Source organism: Pseudomonas phoenicis (assembly GCF_047302395.1).
Lineage (GTDB): Bacteria > Pseudomonadota > Gammaproteobacteria > Pseudomonadales > Pseudomonadaceae > Aquipseudomonas.
This window is the reverse complement of record NZ_CP154852.1, coordinates 2059332-2083013: the sequence shown is the minus strand read 5'-3', so window position 1 is coordinate 2083013 and position 23682 is coordinate 2059332. Positions and strand designations below refer to the sequence as shown.

Genomic DNA, 23682 nt, shown 5'->3' with positions numbered 1-23682 from the left:
TCTTGCCTAAAGGGGATTAGCCTTGTTTTTTAACGAGTGCTTCGACGATGTTCGACGGAGCTTCGGCGTATTTGGAGAATTCCATGGAGTAGCTTGCGCGACCCTGAGACATGGAACGAACGTCGGTCGCGTAACCGAACATCTCTCCGAGCGGAACTTCAGCGCGGACGACGCGGCCGGAGACCGACTCATCCATACCCTGTACCAGACCACGACGACGGTTCAGGTCACCCATCACGTCACCCAGGTAGTCTTCCGGGGTTACAACTTCGACCTTCATGATCGGCTCCAGCACCACGCCACCGCCTTTTTGGGCCAGTTGCTTGGTTGCCATGGAAGCAGCGATTTTGAACGCCATTTCGTTGGAGTCGACGTCGTGGTACGAACCGTCGAATACCGTGGCCTTGAGGCCGATCAGAGGATAACCGGCAACGACGCCGTTTTTCATCTGCTCTTCGATACCTTTCTGGATCGGGGCGATGAATTCCTTAGGAATCACACCACCGACGACTTCGTTCTTGAATTCCAGACCTTCGGTGATGTTGCCTTTCGCGTCGACTTCCGGCTCCGAGAAACGGATCCAGCAGTGACCGAACTGACCACGACCACCCGACTGACGAACGAACTTGCCTTCGATCTCGACGTTGGACTTGGTGATCTTCTCGCGGTACGAAACCTGAGGCTTACCAATGTTGGCTTCGACGTTGAATTCGCGCTTCATGCGGTCAACGAGGATGTCCAGGTGCAGCTCACCCATACCGGAGATGATGGTCTGGCCGGTTTCTTCGTCGGTCTTGACGCGGAACGACGGGTCTTCCTGGGCCAGCTTGCCGAGAGCGATACCCATCTTCTCTTGGTCGGCCTTGGTTTTCGGCTCGACGGACAGGGAGATGACCGGCTCTGGGAAGTCCATACGCTCGAGGATGATTGGCTTGTCGGCGTTGCACAGGGTTTCGCCTGTGGTCACGTCTTTCATGCCGATCAGGGCAGCGATGTCGCCAGCGCGCACCTCCTTGATCTCTTCACGCTGGTTGGCGTGCATCTGCACCATACGGCCAACGCGCTCTTTCTTGCCTTTGACCGAGTTGATGACCGAGTCACCAGAGCTCAGAACGCCGGAGTAGACGCGAACGAAGGTCAACGTACCCACGAACGGGTCGGTTGCGATCTTGAACGCCAGAGCCGAGAACGGCTCATCGTCGTCTGCATGACGCTCGTCTTTACGAACGGCCGGGTCTTCTTTGTCCAGGTCCTTGTCGTCCGGGTTGATGCCCTGAATTGCAGGGATCTCGGTCGGCGCAGGCAGGAACTCGATGACGGCGTCGAGAACCAGGGGAACACCCTTGTTCTTGAACGACGAACCGCAGACGGCCGGAACGATTTCGCTGGCCAGGGTGCGCGCGCGCAGGCCTGCCTTGATTTCGTCGACGGTCAGCTCACCTTCTTCAAGGTACTTGTTCATCAGCTCTTCGTTGGCTTCGGCGGCGGCTTCAACCATGTTGTTGCGCCATTCTTCAGCCAGCTCCAGCATATCGGCAGGAATTTCTTCCTCGCGATAGGTGGTGCCTTTGTCGTCTTCGTTCCAGTAGATAGCCTTCATCTTGATCAGGTCGACCTGACCCTGGAAGTTATCTTCCGAACCGATGGCCAGCTGGATCGGAACCGGAGTGTGACCCAGGCGGTTCTTGATCTGACCTACGACGCGCAGGAAGTTCGCGCCGGCACGGTCCATCTTGTTCACGTAGACGATACGTGGAACGCCGTATTTGTTGGCCTGACGCCATACGGTTTCGGACTGCGGCTCAACGCCGGAGGTACCGCAGAAGACGACGACCGCGCCGTCGAGCACACGCAGCGAACGCTCTACTTCAATGGTGAAGTCAACGTGGCCGGGGGTGTCGATGACGTTGACACGGTAGTTGTCGTACTGACCAACGGAGCCTTTCCAGAAGGTGGTAACGGCAGCGGAGGTAATGGTAATACCCCGCTCCTGCTCCTGCACCATCCAGTCGGTGGTCGCGGCGCCATCATGCACCTCGCCCATCTTGTGGCTCAAACCTGTGTAGAACAGGATCCGCTCGGTAGTGGTCGTTTTGCCCGCGTCAACGTGCGCGCAAATACCAATGTTACGGTAGCGGTTGATTGCTGTAGTACGAGCCATAAAGCCCTCGCAAAAAGTGTAATGCTTGAATTAGAAGCGGTAGTGCGAGAACGCCTTGTTGGCTTCGGCCATACGGTGCACGTCTTCACGCTTCTTGACTGCAGCACCTTTGCCTTCAGCGGCATCCAGCAGCTCACCGGCCAAACGCAGGGCCATGGACTTCTCGCCGCGCTTGCGGGCGTAGTCTACGAGCCAGCGCATTGCCAGCGCGTTACGACGGGACGGACGAACTTCAACCGGGACCTGGTAAGTGGCACCGCCTACACGGCGGGACTTTACTTCGACCAGCGGAGCGATGGCGTCGAGAGCTTTCTCGAAGATTTCCAGGGGGTCGCTGTTCTTGCGCGCTTTGACAGTATCCAGGGCACCGTAAACGATGCGCTCGGCTACGGCCTTCTTGCCGCTTTCCATCACGTGGTTCATGAACTTGGCGAGGATTTGGGATCCGTACTTAGGATCGTCCAGAATCTCACGTTTTGCTGCTACACGACGTCTTGGCATGATAAGCCCTCAAACGGTCTTCAGGTTAGCCCGGGACGTGGGTCTTCGACCCCTGCCCGACCTTACTCTTATCGACTCAAAAAAAAGATTGTCTGCAAACGGCCGATTACTTCGGACGCTTGGTACCGTATTTCGAACGACCCTGGTTACGGCCTTTAACGCCCGAAGTATCCAGAGAGCCGCGAACGGTGTGGTAACGCACACCTGGCAAGTCTTTTACACGGCCGCCACGGATCAGGACGACGCTGTGCTCCTGCAGGTTGTGGCCTTCACCGCCGATGTACGAGGAAACCTCGAAACCGTTGGTCAGGCGCACACGGCATACTTTACGCAGTGCCGAGTTAGGTTTTTTCGGCGTGGTGGTGTACACACGAGTGCACACGCCACGACGCTGCGGGCAGTTCTGCAGCGCAGGTACGTCGGATTTCTCGACGGTACGCTTACGCGGCTGACGTACCAGCTGGTTGATAGTTGCCATCTACTAGCTCCACTGATTGTCTTGCGACGCTATTGTCTTGCAAGAAAGCCAAAAATTGGCGAGACGGAGCCTCACCAAATTTAAGGGTACAAAAGTCTAAAGAGGATATTGCGGCCAGTCAAGACAAAGGCCTCGCCCCTCCTGCCCGGTCATCGGTGACATTTCATGTCACCCGGACGCGGGAAGGAGGGCCGAGGCCCCGCCTTCGACTCAGTTGCCGCTGGAGTTCAGCGCTTCGGTCAGCGCCGCTTCCACTTCACTGGCGCTCACGCGCAGTGGCTTGTCGGCATCACGACGACGCTTGCGCTCGCTGTGGTAGGCAAGGCCGGTACCCGCCGGGATCAGACGACCCACGACCACGTTCTCTTTCAGACCGCGCAGGTAGTCACGCTTGCCAGTGACGGCCGCTTCGGTCAGCACGCGCGTGGTTTCCTGGAAGGAAGCCGCGGAGATGAACGATTCGGTCGACAGCGAGGCCTTGGTGATACCCAGCAGCACGCGCGAGAACTTGGAGATGAACTTGTCTTCGCCAGCCAGACGCTCGTTTTCTACCAGTACCTGGGTCAGCTCCATCTGATCGCCTTTGATGAAGGTCGAATCACCCGACTCGGCGATCTCAACTTTACGCAGCATCTGACGCAAGATGGTCTCGATGTGCTTGTCGTTGATCTTCACGCCCTGCAGGCGGTAGACGTCCTGGATCTCGTTGACGATGTACTTGGCCAGCGCACTGACGCCCAGCAGGCGCAGGATGTCGTGCGGGTCGCTCGGGCCGTCCGAGATGACTTCGCCGCGGTTGACCTGTTCGCCTTCGAAGACGTTCAGGTGGCGCCACTTCGGAATCAGCTCTTCGTACGGATCGCTACCGTCGGTCGGGGTGATGACCAGACGACGCTTGCCCTTGGTCTCTTTACCGAACGCGATGGTACCGCTGACCTCTGCGAGGATCGACGCTTCCTTCGGACGACGTGCTTCGAACAAGTCGGCAACACGTGGCAGACCACCGGTGATGTCACGGGTCTTCGACGTTTCCTGAGGAATACGTGCCAGAACGTCACCCACTGCGATTTGCGCACCGTCAGCCACACCGACCAAGGCGTTGGCAGGCAGGAAGTACTGTGCCGGTACGTCGGTACCTGGCAGGTACAGGTCCTTGCCATTGGCATCGACCATCTTGATCGCCGGACGGATTTCCTTGCCGGAGGCAGGGCGATCCTTGACGTCCAGAACTTCGATGTTGGTCAGGCCGGTCAATTCGTCGGTCTGACGCTTGATGGTGATGTTTTCTTCCATGCCCACGAAGGTCACGGTACCTTTCAGCTCGGTCACGATGGGGTGGGTGTGCGGGTCCCACTTGGCGACGATTGCGCCAGCATCGACCTTGTCACCTTCCTTGACCGAAATCACGGCACCGTAAGGCAGCTTGTAGCGCTCGCGCTCACGGCCGAATTCGTCGGCAATGGCCAGCTCGCCGGAACGCGATACGGCAACCAGGTTGCCATCGGCGCGCTCGACCTGCTTGAGGTTGTGCAGACGTACCACACCACCGTTCTTCACCTGGACGCTGTCGGCAGCCGAGGTCCGGCTTGCAGCACCACCGATGTGGAAGGTACGCATGGTCAGCTGGGTACCCGGCTCACCGATCGACTGTGCAGCGATGACGCCCACGGCCTCACCGATGTTCACCTGGTGACCACGGGCCAGATCGCGACCGTAGCACTTGGCGCAGATGCCATAGCGGGTTTCGCAGCTGATCGGCGAACGCACGATCACTTCGTCGATGCTGTTGAGTTCGATGAATTCGACCCACTGCTCATCGACCAAGGTGCCTGCCGGCACGACCACGTCTTCGGTACCCGGCTTGAACACGTCACGGGCGATGACACGGCCCAGTACGCGCTCACCCAACGGCTCGACGACGTCACCGCCTTCGATGTGCGGCGTCATCAGCAGACCGTGTTCGGTACCGCAATCGATCTCGGTTACTACCAGATCCTGCGCCACGTCTACCAGACGACGAGTCAGGTAACCGGAGTTCGCAGTTTTCAAGGCGGTATCCGCCAGACCCTTACGAGCACCGTGAGTCGAGATGAAGTACTGCAGTACGCTCAGACCTTCACGGAAGTTCGCAGTGATCGGCGTTTCGATGATCGAGCCGTCAGGCTTGGCCATCAGACCACGCATACCGGCCAACTGACGGATCTGTGCAGCGGAACCCCGCGCACCCGAGTCAGCCATCATGTACATGGAGTTGAAGGACTCCTGATCGACTTCGTCACCGTGGCGGTCGATCACCTTCTCTTTCGAGAGGTTGGCCATCATCGCCTTGGAGACTTCGTCGTTCGCCTTCGACCACAAGTCGATGACCTTGTTGTACTTCTCGCCCTGGGTGACCAGACCGGAGGCGTACTGGCTCTCGATTTCCTTCACTTCGTCGGTAGCGGTACCGATGATGCGGGCCTTCTCGTCGGGGATGACGAAGTCGTTGACACCGATGGAGACGCCGGAAATGGTCGAGTAGGCAAAACCGGTGTACATCAACTGGTCTGCGAAGATCACGGTCTCTTTCAAACCAACCACGCGGTAGCACTGGTTGATCAGCTTGGAGATCGCCTTCTTCTTCATCGGCTGGTTGACCACGTCGTACGGCAGACCTGCCGGTACAACCTGGAACAGCAGCGCACGACCGACGGTGGTGTCGACGATACGGGTGTTCTTGACCTCGGAACCGTCGCGCTCACGCACGGTTTCGTTGATACGCACCTTGATCTTGGCGTGCAGGGCAGCCTCGCCGGCGCGGAATACGCGGTCGACTTCCTGCAGGTCGGCGAACACGCGACCCTCGCCTTTGGCGTTGATGGCTTCACGGGTCATGTAGTACAGACCCAGTACAACGTCCTGCGAAGGAACGATGATCGGCTCACCGTTGGCTGGCGACAGGATGTTGTTGGTCGACATCATCAATGCGCGCGCTTCGAGCTGGGCTTCCAGGGTCAGCGGCACGTGAACGGCCATCTGGTCACCGTCGAAGTCGGCGTTGTACGCGGCACAGACCAACGGGTGCAGCTGGATCGCCTTGCCTTCGATCAGCACGGGCTCGAACGCCTGGATGCCGAGGCGGTGCAGGGTCGGTGCACGGTTGAGCAGCACGGGGTGTTCGCGGATGACTTCGGCCAGGACGTCCCAGACCTCTGGCAGCTCGCGCTCGACCATCTTCTTGGCGGCCTTGATGGTGGTCGCCAGGCCACGCATTTCCAGCTTGCCGAAAATGAACGGTTTGAACAGCTCGAGGGCCATCTTCTTCGGCAGACCGCACTGGTGCAGACGCAGGGTCGGACCTACGGTAATTACCGAACGTCCGGAGTAGTCCACACGCTTACCGAGCAAGTTCTGACGGAAACGACCTTGTTTACCTTTGATCATGTCGGCCAGGGACTTCAGCGGACGTTTGTTCGAACCCGTGATGGCGCGACCGCGACGGCCGTTGTCCAGCAGGGCGTCGACCGCCTCCTGCAGCATGCGCTTTTCGTTGCGCACGATGATGTCCGGCGCCGACAGATCGAGCAGGCGCTTGAGACGGTTGTTACGGTTGATCACCCGACGATACAAGTCGTTCAGGTCGGAGGTCGCGAAGCGGCCGCCATCCAGCGGTACCAGCGGACGCAGGTCCGGCGGCAGGACTGGCAGCACGGTCAGGACCATCCACTCAGGCAGGTTGCCCGAGCCCTGGAAGGCTTCCATCAGCTTGAGGCGCTTGGACAGCTTCTTGATCTTGGTTTCCGAGTTGGTCTGCGGAATCTCTTCGCGCAGGCGGCCGATCTCGTGCTCCAGGTCAATGGCGTGCAGCAGCTCGCGGACAGCCTCGGCACCCATGCGGGCGTCGAAGTCGTCACCGAACTCTTCCAGTGCTTCGAAGTATTGCTCGTCGTTGAGCAGCTGACCTTTTTCCAGCGTGGTCATGCCCGGATCGATGACGACGTAGCTCTCGAAATAGAGCACGCGCTCGATGTCACGCAGGGTCATGTCCATCAGCAGGCCGATACGGGACGGCAGCGACTTCAGGAACCAGATGTGAGCGACCGGCGAAGCCAGTTCGATATGCGCCATGCGCTCACGACGAACCTTGGCCAGCGCAACTTCAACGCCGCACTTCTCGCAGATCACACCGCGGTGCTTGAGGCGCTTGTACTTGCCGCACAGGCACTCGTAGTCCTTGACTGGGCCAAAGATCTTGGCGCAGAACAGGCCGTCACGCTCGGGCTTGAACGTACGGTAGTTGATGGTTTCCGGCTTTTTGACTTCACCGAACGACCACGAACGGATCATTTCAGGCGACGCCAGACCGATACGGATGGCGTCGAACTCTTCGACTTGACCCTGGTTTTTCAGCAAATTCAGTAGGTCTTTCAAGGCCTTTCCTCCTGGCGGAGCAGGAAGCGGGCGATTACCAGCCCCGCTCCCCTCGCGTCACGTGTTATTCGGTTTCCAGATCGATATCGATACCGAGCGAACGGATCTCTTTGATCAACACGTTGAAGGACTCGGGCATGCCCGGCTCCATACGGTGATCGCCATCCACGATGTTCTTGTACATCTTGGTACGGCCGTTCACGTCGTCCGACTTCACTGTGAGCATTTCTTGCAGGGTGTAGGCGGCGCCATAGGCTTCCAGCGCCCAGACCTCCATCTCCCCGAAACGCTGACCACCGAACTGCGCCTTACCACCGAGCGGCTGCTGGGTGACCAGGCTGTAGGAACCAGTGGAACGCGCGTGCATCTTGTCGTCCACCAAGTGGTTCAGCTTGAGCATGTACATGTAACCAACGGTCACCGGACGCTCGAACTTGTTACCGGTACGGCCATCGAACAGCTGCATCTGGCCGCTTTCCGGCAAGTCTGCCAGTTTCAGCATGGCCTTGATTTCGCTTTCCTTGGCACCGTCGAAGACCGGTGTAGCCATTGGCACACCTTTCTTCAGGTTGTTCGCCAGGGCGATGATCTCTTCGTCCGAGAACTCGTCGAGGTTTTCCTGACGACCGCCGATCTCGTTGTAGATCTCGGTCAGGAAGCCACGCAGTTCTGCGGCTTTACGCTGCTCTTCGAGCATACGGTCGATCTTCTCGCCCAAGCCTTTGGCCGCGAGGCCCAGGTGGGTTTCGAGGATCTGCCCGACGTTCATACGCGAAGGTACGCCCAACGGGTTGAGCACGACGTCGACCGGAGTACCGTTGGCGTCATGCGGCATGTCTTCGACCGGCATGATCACCGAGACTACACCTTTGTTACCGTGACGACCGGCCATCTTGTCGCCTGGCTGGATGCGACGACGGATGGCCAGGTAAACCTTGACGATCTTCAGCACGCCCGGAGCCAGGTCATCGCCTTGCTGCAGCTTGCGCTTCTTGTCTTCGAACTTGTCGTCCAGCAGACGGCGACGATCGACGATGTAAGCCTGGGCTTTTTCCAGCTGCTCGTTCAGGGCGTCTTCTGCCATGCGCAGCTTGAACCACTGGCCGCGCTCGAGGCCGTCGAGGACCTCATCGCTGATCACGGTGCCTTTCTTCAAGCCAGCGCCGCCATCGACGGACTGGCCGTTGAGGGCCGAACGCAGACGCTCGAAAGTCGCGCCTTCGACGATGCGGAACTCTTCGTTGAGGTCCTTGCGGATCTCGTCGAGCTGCATCTTCTCGATCGACAACGCACGGCTGTCGCGCTCGACGCCATCACGGGTGAACACCTGTACGTCGATGACCGTACCCTTGGTACCGGTCGGCACACGCAGGGAGGTGTCTTTGACGTCGCTGGCCTTCTCACCGAAGATCGCACGCAGCAATTTTTCTTCTGGTGTCAGCTGGGTCTCGCCTTTCGGAGTGACTTTGCCCACCAGGATGTCGCCGGCGCCGACTTCGGCACCGACGTAAACGATACCGGCTTCGTCCAGCTTGTTCAGCGCGGCTTCGCCCACGTTCGGGATGTCCGCAGTGATTTCCTCTGGGCCAAGCTTGGTGTCACGCGCCACACAGGTCAGTTCCTGGATGTGGATCGTGGTGAAGCGGTCTTCTTGAACGACGCGCTCGGACAGGCAGATGGAGTCTTCGAAGTTGAAGCCGTTCCATGCCATGAAGGCGATGCGCATGTTCTGACCCAGCGCCAGCTCACCCATGTCGGTGGACGGACCATCGGCCATGATGTCGCTGCGACGGACCCGATCACCTTTGCTCACCAACGGGCGCTGGTTGATGCAGGTGTTCTGGTTCGAGCGGGTGTACTTGGTCAGGTTGTAGATGTCGACACCGGCTTCGCCCGGCTCGACTTCGTCGTCCGCAACACGGACCACGATACGGCTGGCATCGACCGAGTCGATCACACCGCCACGACGCGCCACGACGCAAACGCCGGAGTCACGCGCAACGTTGCGCTCCATGCCGGTACCTACCAGCGGCTTGTCGGCGCGCAGGGTCGGTACAGCCTGACGCTGCATGTTCGAACCCATCAACGCACGGTTGGCGTCGTCGTGCTCGAGGAACGGAATCAGCGACGCGGCGACCGAGACAACCTGCTTGGGCGAGACGTCCATCAGGGTGACGTCTTCCGGCGCCTTGACGGTGAACTCGTTCAGGTGACGCACAGCGACCAGTTCGTCGATCAGCTGCTTGTTCTCGTTCATCGCGGCCGAAGCCTGGGCGATCACGTGATCAGCTTCTTCGATGGCCGACAGGAACACGATGTCATCGCTGACCACGCCTTCCTTCACCACACGGTACGGGCTTTCCAGGAAGCCGTACTGGTTGGTGCGGGCATAGGCCGCCAGGGAGTTGATCAGACCGATGTTCGGACCTTCCGGGGTCTCGATCGGGCACACGCGGCCGTAGTGGGTCGGGTGTACGTCACGGACTTCGAAGCCCGCGCGCTCACGGGTCAGACCGCCCGGGCCGAGCGCTGAGACGCGGCGCTTGTGGGTGATCTCGGAGAGCGGGTTGTTCTGGTCCATGAACTGCGACAGCTGGCTGGAGCCGAAGAACTCTTTCACCGCGGCCGCGACCGGCTTGGCGTTGATCAGGTCCTGCGGCATCAAGCCTTCGCTTTCGGCCATCGACAGACGTTCCTTGACCGCACGCTCGACGCGCACCAGGCCAACGCGGAACTGGTTCTCGGCCATCTCGCCTACGCAGCGGACGCGACGGTTACCCAGGTGGTCGATGTCGTCGACGATGCCTTTGCCGTTACGGATGTCGACGAGGGTCTTGAGCACCTCGACGATGTCTTCCTTGCTCAGCACGCCCGAACCTTCGATCTCGGTACGACCGATACGACGGTTGAACTTCATGCGGCCTACGCCAGACAGGTCGTAGCGCTCGGCACTGAAGAACAGGTTGTTGAACAGGGTTTCGGCAGCATCCTTGGTTGGCGGCTCGCCAGGACGCATCATCCGGTAGATCTCGACCAGCGCTTCCAACTGGTTGCCGGTGGTGTCGATCTTCAGGGTGTCGGCGATGAACGGACCGCAGTCGATGTCGTTGGTGTACAGCGTCTCGATGCGCACTACCTGAGCCTTGGCGACCTTGACCAGCAGGTCGGTGGTCAGCTCGGTGTTGCACTCGGCGATGATTTCACCGGTAGCCGGATGCACGATGGCCTTGGCCGTGGTGCGACCCAGTACGTATTCCATCGGCACCGCGAGCTCTTTCACGCCCGCTTTTTCCAGCTGGTTGACGTGACGGGCGGTGATGCGACGGCCCTGCTCGACGATGACTTTGCCGTTCTCGTCGTGGATGTCCATCGCGGCGACTTCACCACGCAGGCGCTGAGGCACCAGCTCCAGGCTGAGCTGTTCGCCCGACACATGGAAGACGTTGGTGGTGTAGAAGGTGTCGAGGATTTCCTCGGTGCCGTAACCCAGCGCGCGCAGCAGTACCGAAGCCGGCAGTTTGCGGCGACGGTCGATCCGGACGAATACGCAGTCTTTCGGATCGAACTCGAAGTCCAGCCACGAACCGCGGTAAGGAATGATACGGGCGGAGTACAGCAGTTTGCCGGAGCTGTGGGTCTTGCCACGATCGTGGTCGAAGAACACGCCAGGCGAACGGTGCAGCTGGGAAACGATCACACGCTCGGTACCGTTGATAACGAAGGTACCGTTCTCAGTCATCAGGGGGATTTCACCCATGTAGACTTCTTGCTCTTTGATGTCCTTGATCGCTTTGTTCGACGACTCTTTGTCGAAGATGATCAGGCGCACCTTGACCCGCAGTGGCACTGCGAAGGTCACACCGCGAAGTACGCATTCCTTGACATCGAAGGCTGGTTCGCCCAGGCGATAGCCTACGTACTCCAGGGCAGCATTGCCGGAGTAGCTGATGATCGGGAATACCGATTTGAAAGCCGCGTGCAAGCCTATGTCGCGGAACTGATCCTTGGATGCTCCCGCTTGCAGGAATTCGCGATACGAATCCAGCTGGATGGCCAGGAGGTAAGGCACATCCATGACGTCCGGCAACTTGCTAAAGTCCTTGCGGATACGTTTTTTCTCAGTATATGAGTAAGCCATCAGCGTTCCCCAGCTTGGTCACCTGCTTGTTTGGCTTCTCCCGGCGGGAGCAGCCAGAAAATCGTGCAAACCCCGTGGTTTGCGCCACCCACTATGGGTGTTTACCGCTCGTTACCGGGGTCGAAAACGATCGACCACCAATAACGGAAAAAGGCCGGTGGCCTAAGCCACCAGCCATCAGCCTTCGCTTAACGCTCAGGCTGGAGTCGCACAGTCGAAATTACTTCAGCTCGACTTTAGCGCCTGCTTCTTCCAGCTTCTTCTTGGCGTCTTCAGCAGCTTCTTTCGAAACGCCTTCGGCAACGACCTGAGGAGCGCCGTCTACTTTCTCTTTTGCTTCTTTCAGGCCCAGACCGGTCAGTTCACGAACTGCCTTGATCACGTTGACCTTCTTCTCGCCAGCTTCCAGCAGAACGACGTTGAACTCGGTTTGCTCTTCAACGACGGCAGCGGCAGCAGCTGGGCCAGCGGCGGCAACAGCAGCGGTAACGCCGAAGGTTTCTTCCATTGCTTTGATCAGCTCAACAACTTCCAGAACGGTTTTCTGGCCGATTGCTTCGATGATTTGCTCGTTAGTCAGGGACATGACTTAAATCCTGTATTGGGGTGACAGCCTACGCAGCCATCAAATTAAACGTATGATTTTGAAAGCAGATGCGCAGGCTTAGGCCGCAGCAGCTTCTTTCTGGTCGCGAACGGCTGCCAGTGTACGAGCCAGCTTGCTGGTAGCGCCTTGGATCACGCTCATCAGCTTAGCGATAGCTTCGTCACGGGTCGGCAAGGTAGCCAACACGTCGATCTGGTTGGCGGCAATGAAATTGCCGTCAAACGCAGCTGCCTTGATCTCGAACTTGTCCTGACCCTTGGCGAATTCTTTGAACAGACGAGCAGCAGCGCCCGGGTGTTCGTTGGAGAATGCGATCAGGGTAGGGCCAGTGAAGGCGTCGTTGAGGATGCTGAATTCAGTATCGGCAACGGCGCGCTTGAGCAGGGTGTTACGTACGACACGTACGTAGACGCCAGCTTCACGGGCCTCTTTACGGAGTCCGGTCATTGCGCTTACAGTCACGCCACGGGCATCAGCCACGACAGCAGACAGAGCGACTTTGGCAGCCTCGTTGACTTCAGCGACGATGGCCTTCTTGTCTTCGAGTTTAATTGCCACGGGTTTACTCCTGGTTTTAACCGTTTCATCTGGCCGAAGCCGGATGTCGTTTTGGTGTCTGATTCGATAACGAACCGGGAGCACCATCTGCGTAGGCTGGGGGTTTAAGACTTGCGTCGCCTACGGTCTTGGATAGCCCCCGCCAGGCAGGGACCCCAATCTCTTGCTACCGGCACGGTCAACCCGTGCCGGCATTGTCGCTTATACGTCGAGCGAACCTTGGTCGATGACCAGGCCTGGACCCATGGTAGTGCTCAGGGTAACGCGCTTGACGTAGATACCTTTCGAAGAAGCTGGCTTGATACGCTTCAGATCGGCGATCAGGGCTTCAACGTTTTCCTTCAGCTTGATGGCTTCGAAGCCAACCTTGCCAACGGAAGTGTGGATGATACCGTTCTTGTCGGTACGGTAGCGAACCTGACCAGCCTTGGCGTTTTTAACCGCGGTGGCTACGTCTGGGGTCACGGTGCCGACTTTCGGGTTAGGCATCAGGCCGCGAGGACCCAGAACCTGGCCCAGCTGACCTACGACGCGCATGGCATCAGGCGATGCGATGACGACGTCATAGTTCAGGTCGCCGCCTTTCATTTCGGCTGCCAGATCGTCCATACCTACGCGGTCAGCGCCGGCAGCCAGAGCGGCCTCGGCAGCTGGGCCCTGGGTGAAGACGGCCACGCGTACGGTCTTGCCAGTGCCATGCGGCAGCACGGTAGCGCTACGAACGACCTGGTCGGATTTACGCGGATCGACGCCGAGGTTGACAGCGATGTCGAACGATTCGGTGAACTTGACAGCAGACAGCTCAGCCAGCAGAGCGGCGGCGTCTTCGAAGCTGTAGCTCTTGCCTGCTTCGACTTTCGAAGCGATAGCTTTTTGGCGCTTGGTCAGCTTAGCCATTACACACCCTCCACGTTCAGGCCCATGCTGCGGGCAGAGCCGGCGATGGTGCGCACGGCAGCGTCCAGGTCAGCAGAAGTCAGATCGGCCTGTTTGGTTTTGGCGATCTCTTCCAGCTGGGCACGGGTCACGGTACCGACTTTGACGGTGTTCGGACGGGCCGAACCGCTGGTCAGGCCGGCGGCTTTCTTCAGAAGAACCGAGGCAGGGGTGCTCTTGGTTTCGAAAGTGAAGCTACGGTCGCTGTAGACGGTGATGATCACGGGAGTCGGCAGGCCGGCTTCTTGACCCTGAGTACGGGCGTTGAAGGCCTTGCAGAACTCCATGATGTTCACGCCGTGTTGACCCAGTGCTGGACCAACGGGCGGGCTTGGGTTGGCCTGGCCGGCCTTAACTTGCAGCTTGATGTAAGCCTGAATCTTCTTAGCCATGAGCTACTCCAAAATCGGGTACGAACGCCAGATGGCTCCCCGGATGACTTGCGTTTTATCCCAGTGACGACAAAACCCCGCAGCACATAGGGCTGCGGGGTATGGGATGCGTCGTTCCGCTAGACCTTCTCGACCTGGCCGAACTCGAGCTCTACCGGAGTAGAGCGGCCGAAAATGAGCACTGCAACCTGCAACCTGCTCTTTTCGTAGTTAACTTCTTCGACGTTACCGGTGAAATCGGCAAACGGGCCATCGGTGACACGTACGGTCTCACCCGGCTCGAACAACGTCTTGGGCTTGGGCTTGGCGCTACCGTCCGCAACGCGGCGCAAGATCGCTTCAGCTTCTTTATCAGTGATAGGCGCAGGCTTGTCTGCGGTACCGCCGATGAAACCCATCACGCGAGGCGTATCTTTGACAAGGTGCCAAGTGCCTTCGCTCATCTCCATCTGGACCAATACATAGCCAGGGAAGAATTTTCGTTCGCTCTTGCGCTTCTGGCCATTGCGCATTTCGACGACTTCCTCGGTAGGAACCAGGATTTCGCCAAAAACGTCTTCCATGCCAGCAAGCTTTACACGCTCAATCAAGGAGCGCATTACATGCTTCTCGTAACCCGAGTAAGCATGCACGACGTACCAACGCTTAGCCACGGGACACCCTTAACCAACAATCAAGGAAACCAACCAGCCGAGCAGGGAATCGAGACCCCACAACAGCAACGCCATGACCAGCACTACGACCACAACGATCAACGTGGTCTGCATGGTTTCTTGGCGGGTTGGCCACACGACTTTACGGATCTCGGTGCGAGCTTCCTTCGCGAGCGCAAAGAACGACTTGCCCTTCGCCGTCTGCAGGGCAACGAAGCCTGCTACAGCAGCCAGAGCGAGCAATGCGAGTACGCGATACAGGATTGGCGCTGCGGAGTAATACTGATTACCCACCACACCAACGACAACCAAAGCTACGACAGCCAGCCACTTGAACAGATCGAAACGTGTTTCTTGGGCTTCAGTTTTGGGAGTCATCGAGGAGGATCCTGTAAGAAGAAAGCCAATCACGCCGAGGTGAATGGCAGGTCAGGAGGGAATCGAACCCCCAACCTACGGTTTTGGAGACCGTCGCTCTGCCAATTGAGCTACTGACCTTTAACGCTGTATCAGGCGGCGCATTATGCCGATCTGACCTTGGGAAATCAACCACTTGTTAGGGCGTTTTTCTATCAGCCCTGCGCGCTGCTAGCCTTGCGAATCGTTGGCTGCTGGCGCTTTTACCAGAAAGCGAATCTGGTCTTCCTGATAAAACAAAGGCAGATATTTTCATATCTGCCTTTGTCTATATGGAGCTCTTGAGCGGACTTGAACCGCTGACCTCACCCTTACCAAGGGTGTGCTCTACCAACTGAGCTACAAGAGCAAACACATTGAAAACAGCAAACTTGGAGCGGGTAGCGGGAATCGAACCCGCATCATCAGCTTGGAAGGCTGAGGTTCTACCACTAAACTATACCCGCGGAGCTTGCAGCTCTCGCAAAATGGTGGAGGGGGAAGGATTCGAACCTTCGAAGTCGAAGACGTCAGATTTACAGTCTGATCCCTTTGGCCGCTCGGGAACCCCTCCTAAGCGTGGGCGGCATTTTCAACTCTTGCCGTCCTACTGTCAAGCTTTTTCTCATTTAAATCTTGAGGTTAGCTCATTCGACAGTAGCTTCCGGTTCAACCACCTGAGCGGTCTTCCCTGCGAAGCGGGCGCCATTCTATCAAGCTAACCAGCACTTGCAACCCCCCCGCATAAAATAATTTTATGTTTTAAGTCTTTGAAATCCTTGGAAAGACTCAAAAGCACCGGCTCATCCAGCAAACGTTCGCTTTGGGCATTTACTTGCAACCAATAACCCGCCTCTCCTGGCAGTCCGCGCGGTACGCTTTCGGTGGAGATATCCAGACTGATCAAGCGCTGACGCAGAGACTGTTGCTCTTCTTCGGTTCGCAGCCCGCCCACCACTAAGCACTCATCTCGCTTGCGCACCGTGTGCCCTACTCCAGCCTCGCGTATCAAACGGATTTCCTGCTGCCCTCCCTTGTACAGCGATACGGGCGTGACATCCTTGACTCGCAATGGCGCCTCATGTCGGTACCAGGCGAAGTAGCCGATGTTGAGCACGAGCAGCAGCATGAATAACCAGCGCATAGATACCTCAATGCATAGGGCAGGCGAGCGCGAGTCCAACGAACACCAAGTCAGGCACGATGCGAGCCTGAGGAGCAGCACTTTTTGCCAATGGCGCGTCGCCGCCGGTGAGAAACACAGTAAAGTCCTCCCTCCACAGCGCCGTTGCCTGGTCTATTTGTGAACGGGCAAAGCCTTGCAGCATCATCACGCAGCCGCGCTCCACCGCCTCGACAGTAGAAGTGCCTGGCGCCAAACTGACCATCGCGCGCTCTGCCGAGGCGTCGTCATAGCGTATCCGCCGAGTGTGGGTACGTAGTTGGCTGCGCATTAGCGGCATGCCCGGGCATATGTAGCCACCCAAATGCTCACCGTCCGCCGCTACGAAATCCGCCTTCGCTGCAGTGCCGAAGTCGATGATCAAGCATGCTCTGCCAGCCAGATGGAAGCCACCCAGGATCGCCAGCCAACGATCCATGCCCAGACGCTGATAATCCTCATAACCATTGCGCACGCCAGCGAGTATTTTGGCCGGCGCTGCAACCTGCACCTCTACAGCGAAGGCTTCGCGCAGGGCCGCGCTTAGCACTGCCGTTTCTTCCTCACTGCGGACGCTGACCATTCGGCACGCTACTAGCTGTACCTCTGGGTGACTGGTGGCGAGAGCCTGCAAAAGCTGCTCGTCCGAGTCGACGATACCGCCGTTTATGATCGTTGCATCTGCAGCAGCTATGACTCGCCATTTTATAAAGCTGTTACCGCAATCGAGCTCAAGAATCATCACGCAACCTCAGACTGAGCTCACCACCGCTGAAGCTCTTTTCAATGCCGTCAATTTCAAGCCGTAGGGCGCCTTGCGCATCGATACCGCGGACAGTCCCATCGACACGGGTGCTACCCGCTATCAATGAAGCCTCTCGGTTCTGCCAGGCATGCGCTTGCTCCCACTCCTCTCGAAATACAGCAAACCCATGTCGACGATGCCGCTCTAGCTCTTGGCCTAATTGCCTACTCAGTATCGCCACCAGATGATTGCGATCGACGCCTTTACCGGTTTCGCGCTTTACCGAGGTCCATAGCTGATCAACCTCGGTGTTGGCTTGCATGTTCACGTTGATGCCTATGCCCATGACCACATGACAGATATCTGCCGGATCACCTATCAGCTCAAGCAGAATTCCAGCAATTTTCTGGTCACCAACTAGCACATCGTTCGGCCATTTCAGGCCTATGCCACGTACACCTAACGCCTGCAACGAACGCATCACAGCCAGGCCAACCACTAGACTCAGCCCTTCGAGCTGGCGCATACCGCCGTCTACCCGCAATACCAGGCTGTAGTAGAGGTTCTCGGCAAAGGGACTAACCCATTGCCTGCCACGACGGCCACGCCCTGCAGTCTGGCTTTCCGCTACGACAAGGAAAGGCGCCGAGCGCCCCTGTCCGACCAGTCGCAACGCTTCGGCATTGGTCGAGTCGATAGTCTCATACACGAATACGGGCCATTGTGGCGCCTGGTCATGCCCACCTATGGCTTGGGGATCGAGCAGTTGCAAAGGTGCCGAAAGCTGATAGCCCCGTCCGCGTACTTTGTGGATGGTCAGGCTGCATTCGGACTGCAGGCTCTGCAATTGCTTCCAGACAGCGCTGCGACTCACTCCCAAAGCAGCGCCCAGTTCTTCGCCTGAGTGAAAGCGGCCATCTTTGAGGAGGTTCAACAACTTCAGCATGCCAGTCTCGATTCTGAATGAGGCTGGCATGATAGCCACGCCCTGAAAAAATGCATAGGAACAACGGCATCGAGATGGGCGCATGTTTGCACGCGCAGAAAAGACAAAACCCCTACCTGCTCGCGCAGATAGGGGTTTTGCGAAATGAATCTTGACGATGACCTACTCTCACATGGGGAAACCCCACACTACCATCGGCGATGCATCGTTTCACTGCTGAGTTCGGGATGGGATCAGGTGGTTCCAATGCTCTATGGTCGTCAAGAAATTCGGTTGCCGGTACGTCGTTGCCGACGGGCCAGCCAATTCGGATATGTGATGATCTGTGTGCGAATCTTCGGCGATGCGTCTTGCACCCAACCTGCGTCTTGGCAGATTGCTTGGGTGTTATATGGTCAAGCCTCACGGGCAATTAGTATTGGTTAGCTCAACGCCTCACAGCGCTTACACACCCAACCTATCAACGTCGTAGTCTTCGACGGCCCTTTAGGGGATTCAAGATCCCAGTGAGATCTCATCTTGAGGCAAGTTTCCCGCTTAGATGCTTTCAGCGGTTATCTCTTCCGAACATAGCTACCCGGCAATGCCACTGGCGTGACAACCGGAACACCAGAGGTTCGTCCACTCCGGTCCTCTCGTACTAGGAGCAGCCCCTCTCAAATCTCAAACGTCCACGGCAGATAGGGACCGAACTGTCTCACGACGTTCTAAACCCAGCTCGCGTACCACTTTAAATGGCGAACAGCCATACCCTTGGGACCGGCTTCAGCCCCAGGATGTGATGAGCCGACATCGAGGTGCCAAACACCGCCGTCGATATGAACTCTTGGGCGGTATCAGCCTGTTATCCCCGGAGTACCTTTTATCCGTTGAGCGATGGCCCTTCCATACAGAACCACCGGATCACTAAGACCTACTTTCGTACCTGCTCGACGTGTGGGTCTCGCAGTCAAGCGCGCTTTTGCCTTTATACTCTACGACCGATTTCCGACCGGTCTGAGCGCACCTTCGTACTCCTCCGTTACTCTTTGGGAGGAGACCGCCCCAGTCAAACTACCCACCATACACTGTCCTCGATCCGGATGACGGACCTGAGTTAGAACCTCAAAGTTGCCAGGGTGGTATTTCAAGGATGGCTCCATGAGGACTGGCGTCCCCACTTCAAAGCCTCCCACCTATCCTACACAAGCAAATTCAAAGTCCAGTGCAAAGCTATAGTAAAGGTTCACGGGGTCTTTCCGTCTAGCCGCGGATACACTGCATCTTCACAGCGATTTCAATTTCACTGAGTCTCGGGTGGAGACAGCGCCGCCATCGTTACGCCATTCGTGCAGGTCGGAACTTACCCGACAAGGAATTTCGCTACCTTAGGACCGTTATAGTTACGGCCGCCGTTTACCGGGGCTTCGATCAAGAGCTTCGCTTGCGCTAACCCCATCAATTAACCTTCCGGCACCGGGCAGGCGTCACACCCTATACGTCCACTTTCGTGTTTGCAGAGTGCTGTGTTTTTAATAAACAGTCGCAGCGGCCTGGTATCTTCGACCGGCATGAGCTTACGGAGCAAGTCCTTCACCCTCACCGGCGCACCTTCTCCCGAAGTTACGGTGCCATTTTGCCTAGTTCCTTCACCCGAGTTCTCTCAAGCGCCTTGGTATTCTCTACCCAACCACCTGTGTCGGTTTGGGGTACGGTTCCCAGTTATCTGAAGCTTAGGAGCTTTTCTTGGAAGCATGGCATTAACCACTTCGTCGCCTAAAGGCAACTCGTCATCAGCTCTCGGCCTTGAGATCCCGGATTTGCCTAAGATCTCAGCCTACCACCTTAAACTTGGACAACCAACGCCAAGCTGGCCTAGCCTTCTCCGTCCCTCCATCGCAATAACTGCAAGTACAGGAATATTAACCTGTTTTCCATCGACTACGCTTTTCAGCCTCGCCTTAGGGACCGACTAACCCTGCGTCGATTAACGTTGCGCAGGAAACCTTGGTCTTTCGGCGTGCGAGTTTTTCACTCGCATTGTCGTTACTCATGTCAGCATTCGCACTTCTGATACCTCCAGCAAGCTTCTCAACTCACCTTCACAGGCTTACAGAACGCTCCTCTACCGCATCACCAAAGGTGATACCCGTAGCTTCGGTACCTGGTTTGAGCCCCGTTACATCTTCCGCGCAGGCCGACTCGACTAGTGAGCTATTACGCTTTCTTTAAAGGGTGGCTGCTTCTAAGCCAACCTCCTAGCTGTCTAAGCCTTCCCACATCGTTTCCCACTTAACCAGGATTTTGGGACCTTAGCTGACGGTCTGGGTTGTTTCCCTTTTCACGACGGACGTTAGCACCCGCCGTGTGTCTCCCATGCTCGGCACTTGTAGGTATTCGGAGTTTGCATCGGTTTGGTAAGTCGGGATGACCCCCTAGCCGAAACAGTGCTCTACCCCCTACAGTGATACATGAGGCGCTACCTAAATAGCTTTCGAGGAGAACCAGCTATCTCCGAGCTTGATTAGCCTTTCACTCCGATCCACAGGTCATCCGCTAACTTTTCAACGGTAGTCGGTTCGGTCCTCCAGTCAGTGTTACCTAACCTTCAACCTGCCCATGGATAGATCGCCCGGTTTCGGGTCTATACCCAGCGACTAAACGCCCTATTAAGACTCGCTTTCGCTACGCCTCCCCTATTCGGTTAAGCTCGCCACTGAATATAAGTCGCTGACCCATTATACAAAAGGTACGCAGTCACCTAACAAAGTAGGCTCCCACTGCTTGTACGCATACGGTTTCAGGATCTATTTCACTCCCCTCTCCGGGGTTCTTTTCGCCTTTCCCTCACGGTACTGGTTCACTATCGGTCAGTCAGTAGTATTTAGCCTTGGAGGATGGTCCCCCCATATTCAGACAAAGTTTCTCGTGCTCCGTCCTACTCGATTTCATTGATAAGAGCGTTTCGTGTACGGGGCTATCACCCACTATGGCCGCACTTTCCAGAGCGTTCCACTACTCTCAAACCAACTTAAGGGCTGGTCCCCGTTCGCTCGCCACTACTAAGGGAATCTCGGTTGATTTCTTTTCCTCAGGGTACTTAGATGTTTCAGTTCCCCTGGTTCGCCTCTTGCACCTATGTATTCAGTACAAGATAACCAGCTTGTGCTGGTTGGGTTCCCCCATTCAGAGATCTCTGGATCACAGTCTGTTTGCCGACTCCCCAAAGCTTATCGCAGGCTACCACGTCTTTCATCGCCTCTGACTGCCAAGGCATCCACCGTATGCGCTTCTTCACTTGACCATATAACCCCAAGCAATCTGGTTATACTATGAAGACGACATTCGCCGAAAATTCGCATGTTGCGCTCTCGCGCAGAACTCACAAATTTTACCTTAGCCTGATCACCACCAGTGAAAGTGGCCATCAGTCTATTTCTATCACATATCCGAATTTTTAAAGAACGATCTGACAAAAGTCAGAAATCAACATTCAGCGCACCCGATGACCTGGGTGGAATGTTCATTTCTAAGTTCTGAACAGCAAACGATGCTAAAAGGTGGTGGAGCCAAGCGGGATCGAACCGCTGACCTCCTGCGTGCAAGGCAGGCGCTCTCCCAGCTGAGCTATGGCCCCAGAAGCTGGTAGGTCTGGGCAGATTTGAACTGCCGACCTCACCCTTATCAGGGGTGCGCTCTAACCAACTGAGCTACAGACCTATAACAGGGTCGCGTTACAGCATCGTCTTCGTACAATGAATCAAGCAATTCGTGTGGGAGCTCATCAGCAGGCTGATGTCGTCGATTAAGGAGGTGATCCAGCCGCAGGTTCCCCTACGGCTACCTTGTTACGACTTCACCCCAGTCATGAATCACACCGTGGTAACCGTCCCCCCGAAGGTTAGACTAGCTACTTCTGGTGCAACCCACTCCCATGGTGTGACGGGCGGTGTGTACAAGGCCCGGGAACGTATTCACCGTGACATTCTGATTCACGATTACTAGCGATTCCGACTTCACGCAGTCGAGTTGCAGACTGCGATCCGGACTACGATCGGTTTTGTGAGATTAGCTCCACCTCGCGGCTTGGCAACCCTCTGTACCGACCATTGTAGCACGTGTGTAGCCCAGGCCGTAAGGGCCATGATGACTTGACGTCATCCCCACCTTCCTCCGGTTTGTCACCGGCAGTCTCCTTAGAGTGCCCACCATAACGTGCTGGTAACTAAGGACAAGGGTTGCGCTCGTTACGGGACTTAACCCAACATCTCACGACACGAGCTGACGACAGCCATGCAGCACCTGTGTCAGAGTTCCCGAAGGCACCGATCCATCTCTGGAACGTTCTCTGCATGTCAAGGCCTGGTAAGGTTCTTCGCGTTGCTTCGAATTAAACCACATGCTCCACCGCTTGTGCGGGCCCCCGTCAATTCATTTGAGTTTTAACCTTGCGGCCGTACTCCCCAGGCGGTCAACTTAATGCGTTAGCTGCGCCACTAAAATCTCAAGGATTCCAACGGCTAGTTGACATCGTTTACGGCGTGGACTACCAGGGTATCTAATCCTGTTTGCTCCCCACGCTTTCGCACCTCAGTGTCAGTATCAGTCCAGGTGGTCGCCTTCGCCACTGGTGTTCCTTCCTATATCTACGCATTTCACCGCTACACAGGAAATTCCACCACCCTCTACCATACTCTAGCTTGCCAGTTTTGGATGCAGTTCCCAGGTTGAGCCCGGGGCTTTCACATCCAACTTAACAAACCACCTACGCGCGCTTTACGCCCAGTAATTCCGATTAACGCTTGCACCCTCTGTATTACCGCGGCTGCTGGCACAGAGTTAGCCGGTGCTTATTCTGTCGGTAACGTCAAAACAACCAGGTATTCGCTAGCTGCCCTTCCTCCCAACTTAAAGTGCTTTACAATCCGAAGACCTTCTTCACACACGCGGCATGGCTGGATCAGGCTTTCGCCCATTGTCCAATATTCCCCACTGCTGCCTCCCGTAGGAGTCTGGACCGTGTCTCAGTTCCAGTGTGACTGATCATCCTCTCAGACCAGTTACGGATCGTCGCCTTGGTGAGCCATTACCTCACCAACAAGCTAATCCGACCTAGGCTCATCTGATAGCGCAAGGCCCGAAGGTCCCCTGCTTTCTCCCGTAGGACGTATGCGGTATTAGCGTTCCTTTCGAAACGTTGTCCCCCACTACCAGGCAGATTCCTAGGCATTACTCACCCGTCCGCCGCTGAATCGAAGAGCAAGCTCTTCTCATCCGCTCGACTTGCATGTGTTAGGCCTGCCGCCAGCGTTCAATCTGAGCCATGATCAAACTCTTCAGTTCAATACTGCTTGGGTTTTTAAGAAACCCTAAACTTGGCTCAGCAATCTCAAATGACTATGTGATTTCTCGCATGGTCACTTGTGATGCTGATAATCTTGGTGACTATCAGTCCATACTCACAAGCACCCACACGAATTGCTTGATTCAAATTGTTAAAGAGCGGTTGGTTGAGCCTTTCGTCTCAACCGAGGCGCGCATTCTACGCTGCCCTCAGTGTCTGTCAAGTGTTTATTTTGAAGTGTTTTGCGAAAATCTCGTTCAACTTCAACCACTTGGC

The 23682-nt window shown here is 56.6% G+C and carries 14 protein-coding genes, 6 tRNA genes and 3 rRNA genes; all 23 read right to left on the bottom strand.

Features of this window, described 5'->3' with window-relative positions; translation table 11 throughout:
• Positions 1-16: 16 nt before the first annotated feature.
• Positions 17-2161: an elongation factor G gene (gene fusA / locus AA0Z93_RS09290; protein ID WP_413045565.1), complete on the bottom strand. Its 2145-nt coding sequence runs from the start codon at positions 2159-2161 to the stop codon at positions 17-19.
• Positions 2162-2191: 30 nt separating this feature from the next.
• Positions 2192-2662: a 30S ribosomal protein S7 gene (gene rpsG / locus AA0Z93_RS09285; protein WP_003246741.1), complete on the bottom strand. Its 471-nt coding sequence runs from the start codon at positions 2660-2662 to the stop codon at positions 2192-2194.
• A gap of 106 nt (positions 2663-2768) precedes the next feature.
• Positions 2769-3140, bottom strand: coding sequence for a 30S ribosomal protein S12 (gene rpsL / locus AA0Z93_RS09280; protein ID WP_003257088.1), 372 nt, complete (start codon positions 3138-3140; stop codon positions 2769-2771).
• A gap of 210 nt (positions 3141-3350) precedes the next feature.
• Positions 3351-7550 (bottom strand): DNA-directed RNA polymerase subunit beta', encoded by a 4200-nt coding sequence (gene rpoC, locus AA0Z93_RS09275; RefSeq protein ID WP_296269196.1) that lies wholly within the window; start codon positions 7548-7550, stop codon positions 3351-3353.
• A gap of 64 nt (positions 7551-7614) precedes the next feature.
• On the bottom strand, positions 7615-11688 hold the full coding sequence (gene rpoB, locus AA0Z93_RS09270; RefSeq protein WP_313740365.1) for a DNA-directed RNA polymerase subunit beta: 4074 nt from the start codon (positions 11686-11688) through the stop codon (positions 7615-7617).
• A gap of 220 nt (positions 11689-11908) precedes the next feature.
• Positions 11909-12274 (bottom strand): 50S ribosomal protein L7/L12, encoded by a 366-nt coding sequence (gene rplL / locus AA0Z93_RS09265; RefSeq protein WP_033703494.1) that lies wholly within the window; start codon positions 12272-12274, stop codon positions 11909-11911.
• Between the two features lie 78 nt (positions 12275-12352).
• Positions 12353-12853, bottom strand: a complete 501-nt coding sequence (gene rplJ / locus AA0Z93_RS09260) for a 50S ribosomal protein L10 (protein WP_296269193.1) — start codon at positions 12851-12853, stop codon at positions 12353-12355.
• Positions 12854-13054: 201 nt separating this feature from the next.
• Positions 13055-13750, bottom strand: a complete 696-nt coding sequence (gene rplA, locus AA0Z93_RS09255) for a 50S ribosomal protein L1 (RefSeq protein WP_296269192.1) — start codon at positions 13748-13750, stop codon at positions 13055-13057.
• Entirely contained in the window at positions 13750-14181 is a 432-nt protein-coding gene (gene rplK / locus AA0Z93_RS09250) for a 50S ribosomal protein L11 (RefSeq protein WP_028633698.1), read from the bottom strand. The genes rplA and rplK overlap by 1 nt, the downstream gene beginning before the upstream one ends.
• Before the next feature lie 119 nt (positions 14182-14300).
• Positions 14301-14834, bottom strand: coding sequence for a transcription termination/antitermination protein NusG (gene nusG, locus AA0Z93_RS09245; RefSeq protein ID WP_296269191.1), 534 nt, complete (start codon positions 14832-14834; stop codon positions 14301-14303).
• 9 nt (positions 14835-14843) lie between these two features.
• Positions 14844-15212: a preprotein translocase subunit SecE gene (gene secE / locus AA0Z93_RS09240; RefSeq protein ID WP_296269190.1), complete on the bottom strand. Its 369-nt coding sequence runs from the start codon at positions 15210-15212 to the stop codon at positions 14844-14846.
• A 44-nt stretch (positions 15213-15256) separates the two neighbouring features.
• Positions 15257-15332 (bottom strand) — tRNA-Trp (locus tag AA0Z93_RS09235).
• Positions 15333-15524: 192 nt separating this feature from the next.
• Positions 15525-15600: transfer RNA gene (locus tag AA0Z93_RS09230), tRNA-Thr, on the bottom strand.
• 23 nt (positions 15601-15623) lie between these two features.
• Positions 15624-15697 (bottom strand) — tRNA-Gly (locus tag AA0Z93_RS09225).
• A 22-nt stretch (positions 15698-15719) separates the two neighbouring features.
• Positions 15720-15804 (bottom strand) — tRNA-Tyr (locus AA0Z93_RS09220).
• Between the two features lie 144 nt (positions 15805-15948).
• Positions 15949-16374, bottom strand: coding sequence for a hypothetical protein (locus AA0Z93_RS09215; RefSeq protein ID WP_413045566.1), 426 nt, complete (start codon positions 16372-16374; stop codon positions 15949-15951).
• A 7-nt stretch (positions 16375-16381) separates the two neighbouring features.
• Positions 16382-17134, bottom strand: a complete 753-nt coding sequence (locus AA0Z93_RS09210) for a pantothenate kinase (protein ID WP_413045567.1) — start codon at positions 17132-17134, stop codon at positions 16382-16384.
• Positions 17124-18083 carry a bifunctional biotin--[acetyl-CoA-carboxylase] ligase/biotin operon repressor BirA gene (gene birA, locus AA0Z93_RS09205; protein WP_413045568.1) on the bottom strand — a complete coding sequence of 320 codons (960 nt, stop codon included), beginning with the start codon at positions 18081-18083 and terminating at the stop codon, positions 17124-17126. The genes AA0Z93_RS09210 and birA overlap by 11 nt, the downstream gene beginning before the upstream one ends.
• A gap of 149 nt (positions 18084-18232) precedes the next feature.
• Positions 18233-18348, bottom strand: a 5S ribosomal RNA gene (gene rrf / locus AA0Z93_RS09200).
• Positions 18349-18474: 126 nt separating this feature from the next.
• Positions 18475-21366: ribosomal RNA gene (locus AA0Z93_RS09195) — 23S ribosomal RNA — on the bottom strand.
• Positions 21367-21623: 257 nt separating this feature from the next.
• Positions 21624-21699 (bottom strand) — tRNA-Ala (locus AA0Z93_RS09190).
• Positions 21700-21705: 6 nt separating this feature from the next.
• Positions 21706-21782 (bottom strand) — tRNA-Ile (locus tag AA0Z93_RS09185).
• 86 nt (positions 21783-21868) lie between these two features.
• Positions 21869-23405 (bottom strand): 16S ribosomal RNA (locus AA0Z93_RS09180).
• The 16S, 23S and 5S rRNA genes sit together here with 2 tRNA genes alongside, the layout of an rRNA operon.
• Between the last annotated feature and the right edge of the window lie 277 nt (positions 23406-23682).

Coding starts and splice junctions, on each gene's coding strand:
- rpsL (WP_003257088.1), bottom strand. CDS start 3,140: ATGGCAACTATCAACCAGCTGGTACGTCAGCCGCGTAAGCGTACCGTC.
- secE (WP_296269190.1), bottom strand. CDS start 15,212: ATGACTCCCAAAACTGAAGCCCAAGAAACACGTTTCGATCTGTTCAAG.
- rplK (WP_028633698.1), bottom strand. CDS start 14,181: ATGGCTAAGAAGATTCAGGCTTACATCAAGCTGCAAGTTAAGGCCGGC.
- rplA (WP_296269192.1), bottom strand. CDS start 13,750: ATGGCTAAGCTGACCAAGCGCCAAAAAGCTATCGCTTCGAAAGTCGAA.
- birA (WP_413045568.1), bottom strand. CDS start 18,083: ATGCTGAAGTTGTTGAACCTCCTCAAAGATGGCCGCTTTCACTCAGGC.
- rpoB (WP_313740365.1), bottom strand. CDS start 11,688: ATGGCTTACTCATATACTGAGAAAAAACGTATCCGCAAGGACTTTAGC.
- rpsG (WP_003246741.1), bottom strand. CDS start 2,662: ATGCCAAGACGTCGTGTAGCAGCAAAACGTGAGATTCTGGACGATCCT.
- AA0Z93_RS09215 (WP_413045566.1), bottom strand. CDS start 16,374: ATGCGCTGGTTATTCATGCTGCTGCTCGTGCTCAACATCGGCTACTTC.
- AA0Z93_RS09210 (WP_413045567.1), bottom strand. CDS start 17,134: ATGATTCTTGAGCTCGATTGCGGTAACAGCTTTATAAAATGGCGAGTC.
- fusA (WP_413045565.1), bottom strand. CDS start 2,161: ATGGCTCGTACTACAGCAATCAACCGCTACCGTAACATTGGTATTTGC.
- rplL (WP_033703494.1), bottom strand. CDS start 12,274: ATGTCCCTGACTAACGAGCAAATCATCGAAGCAATCGGCCAGAAAACC.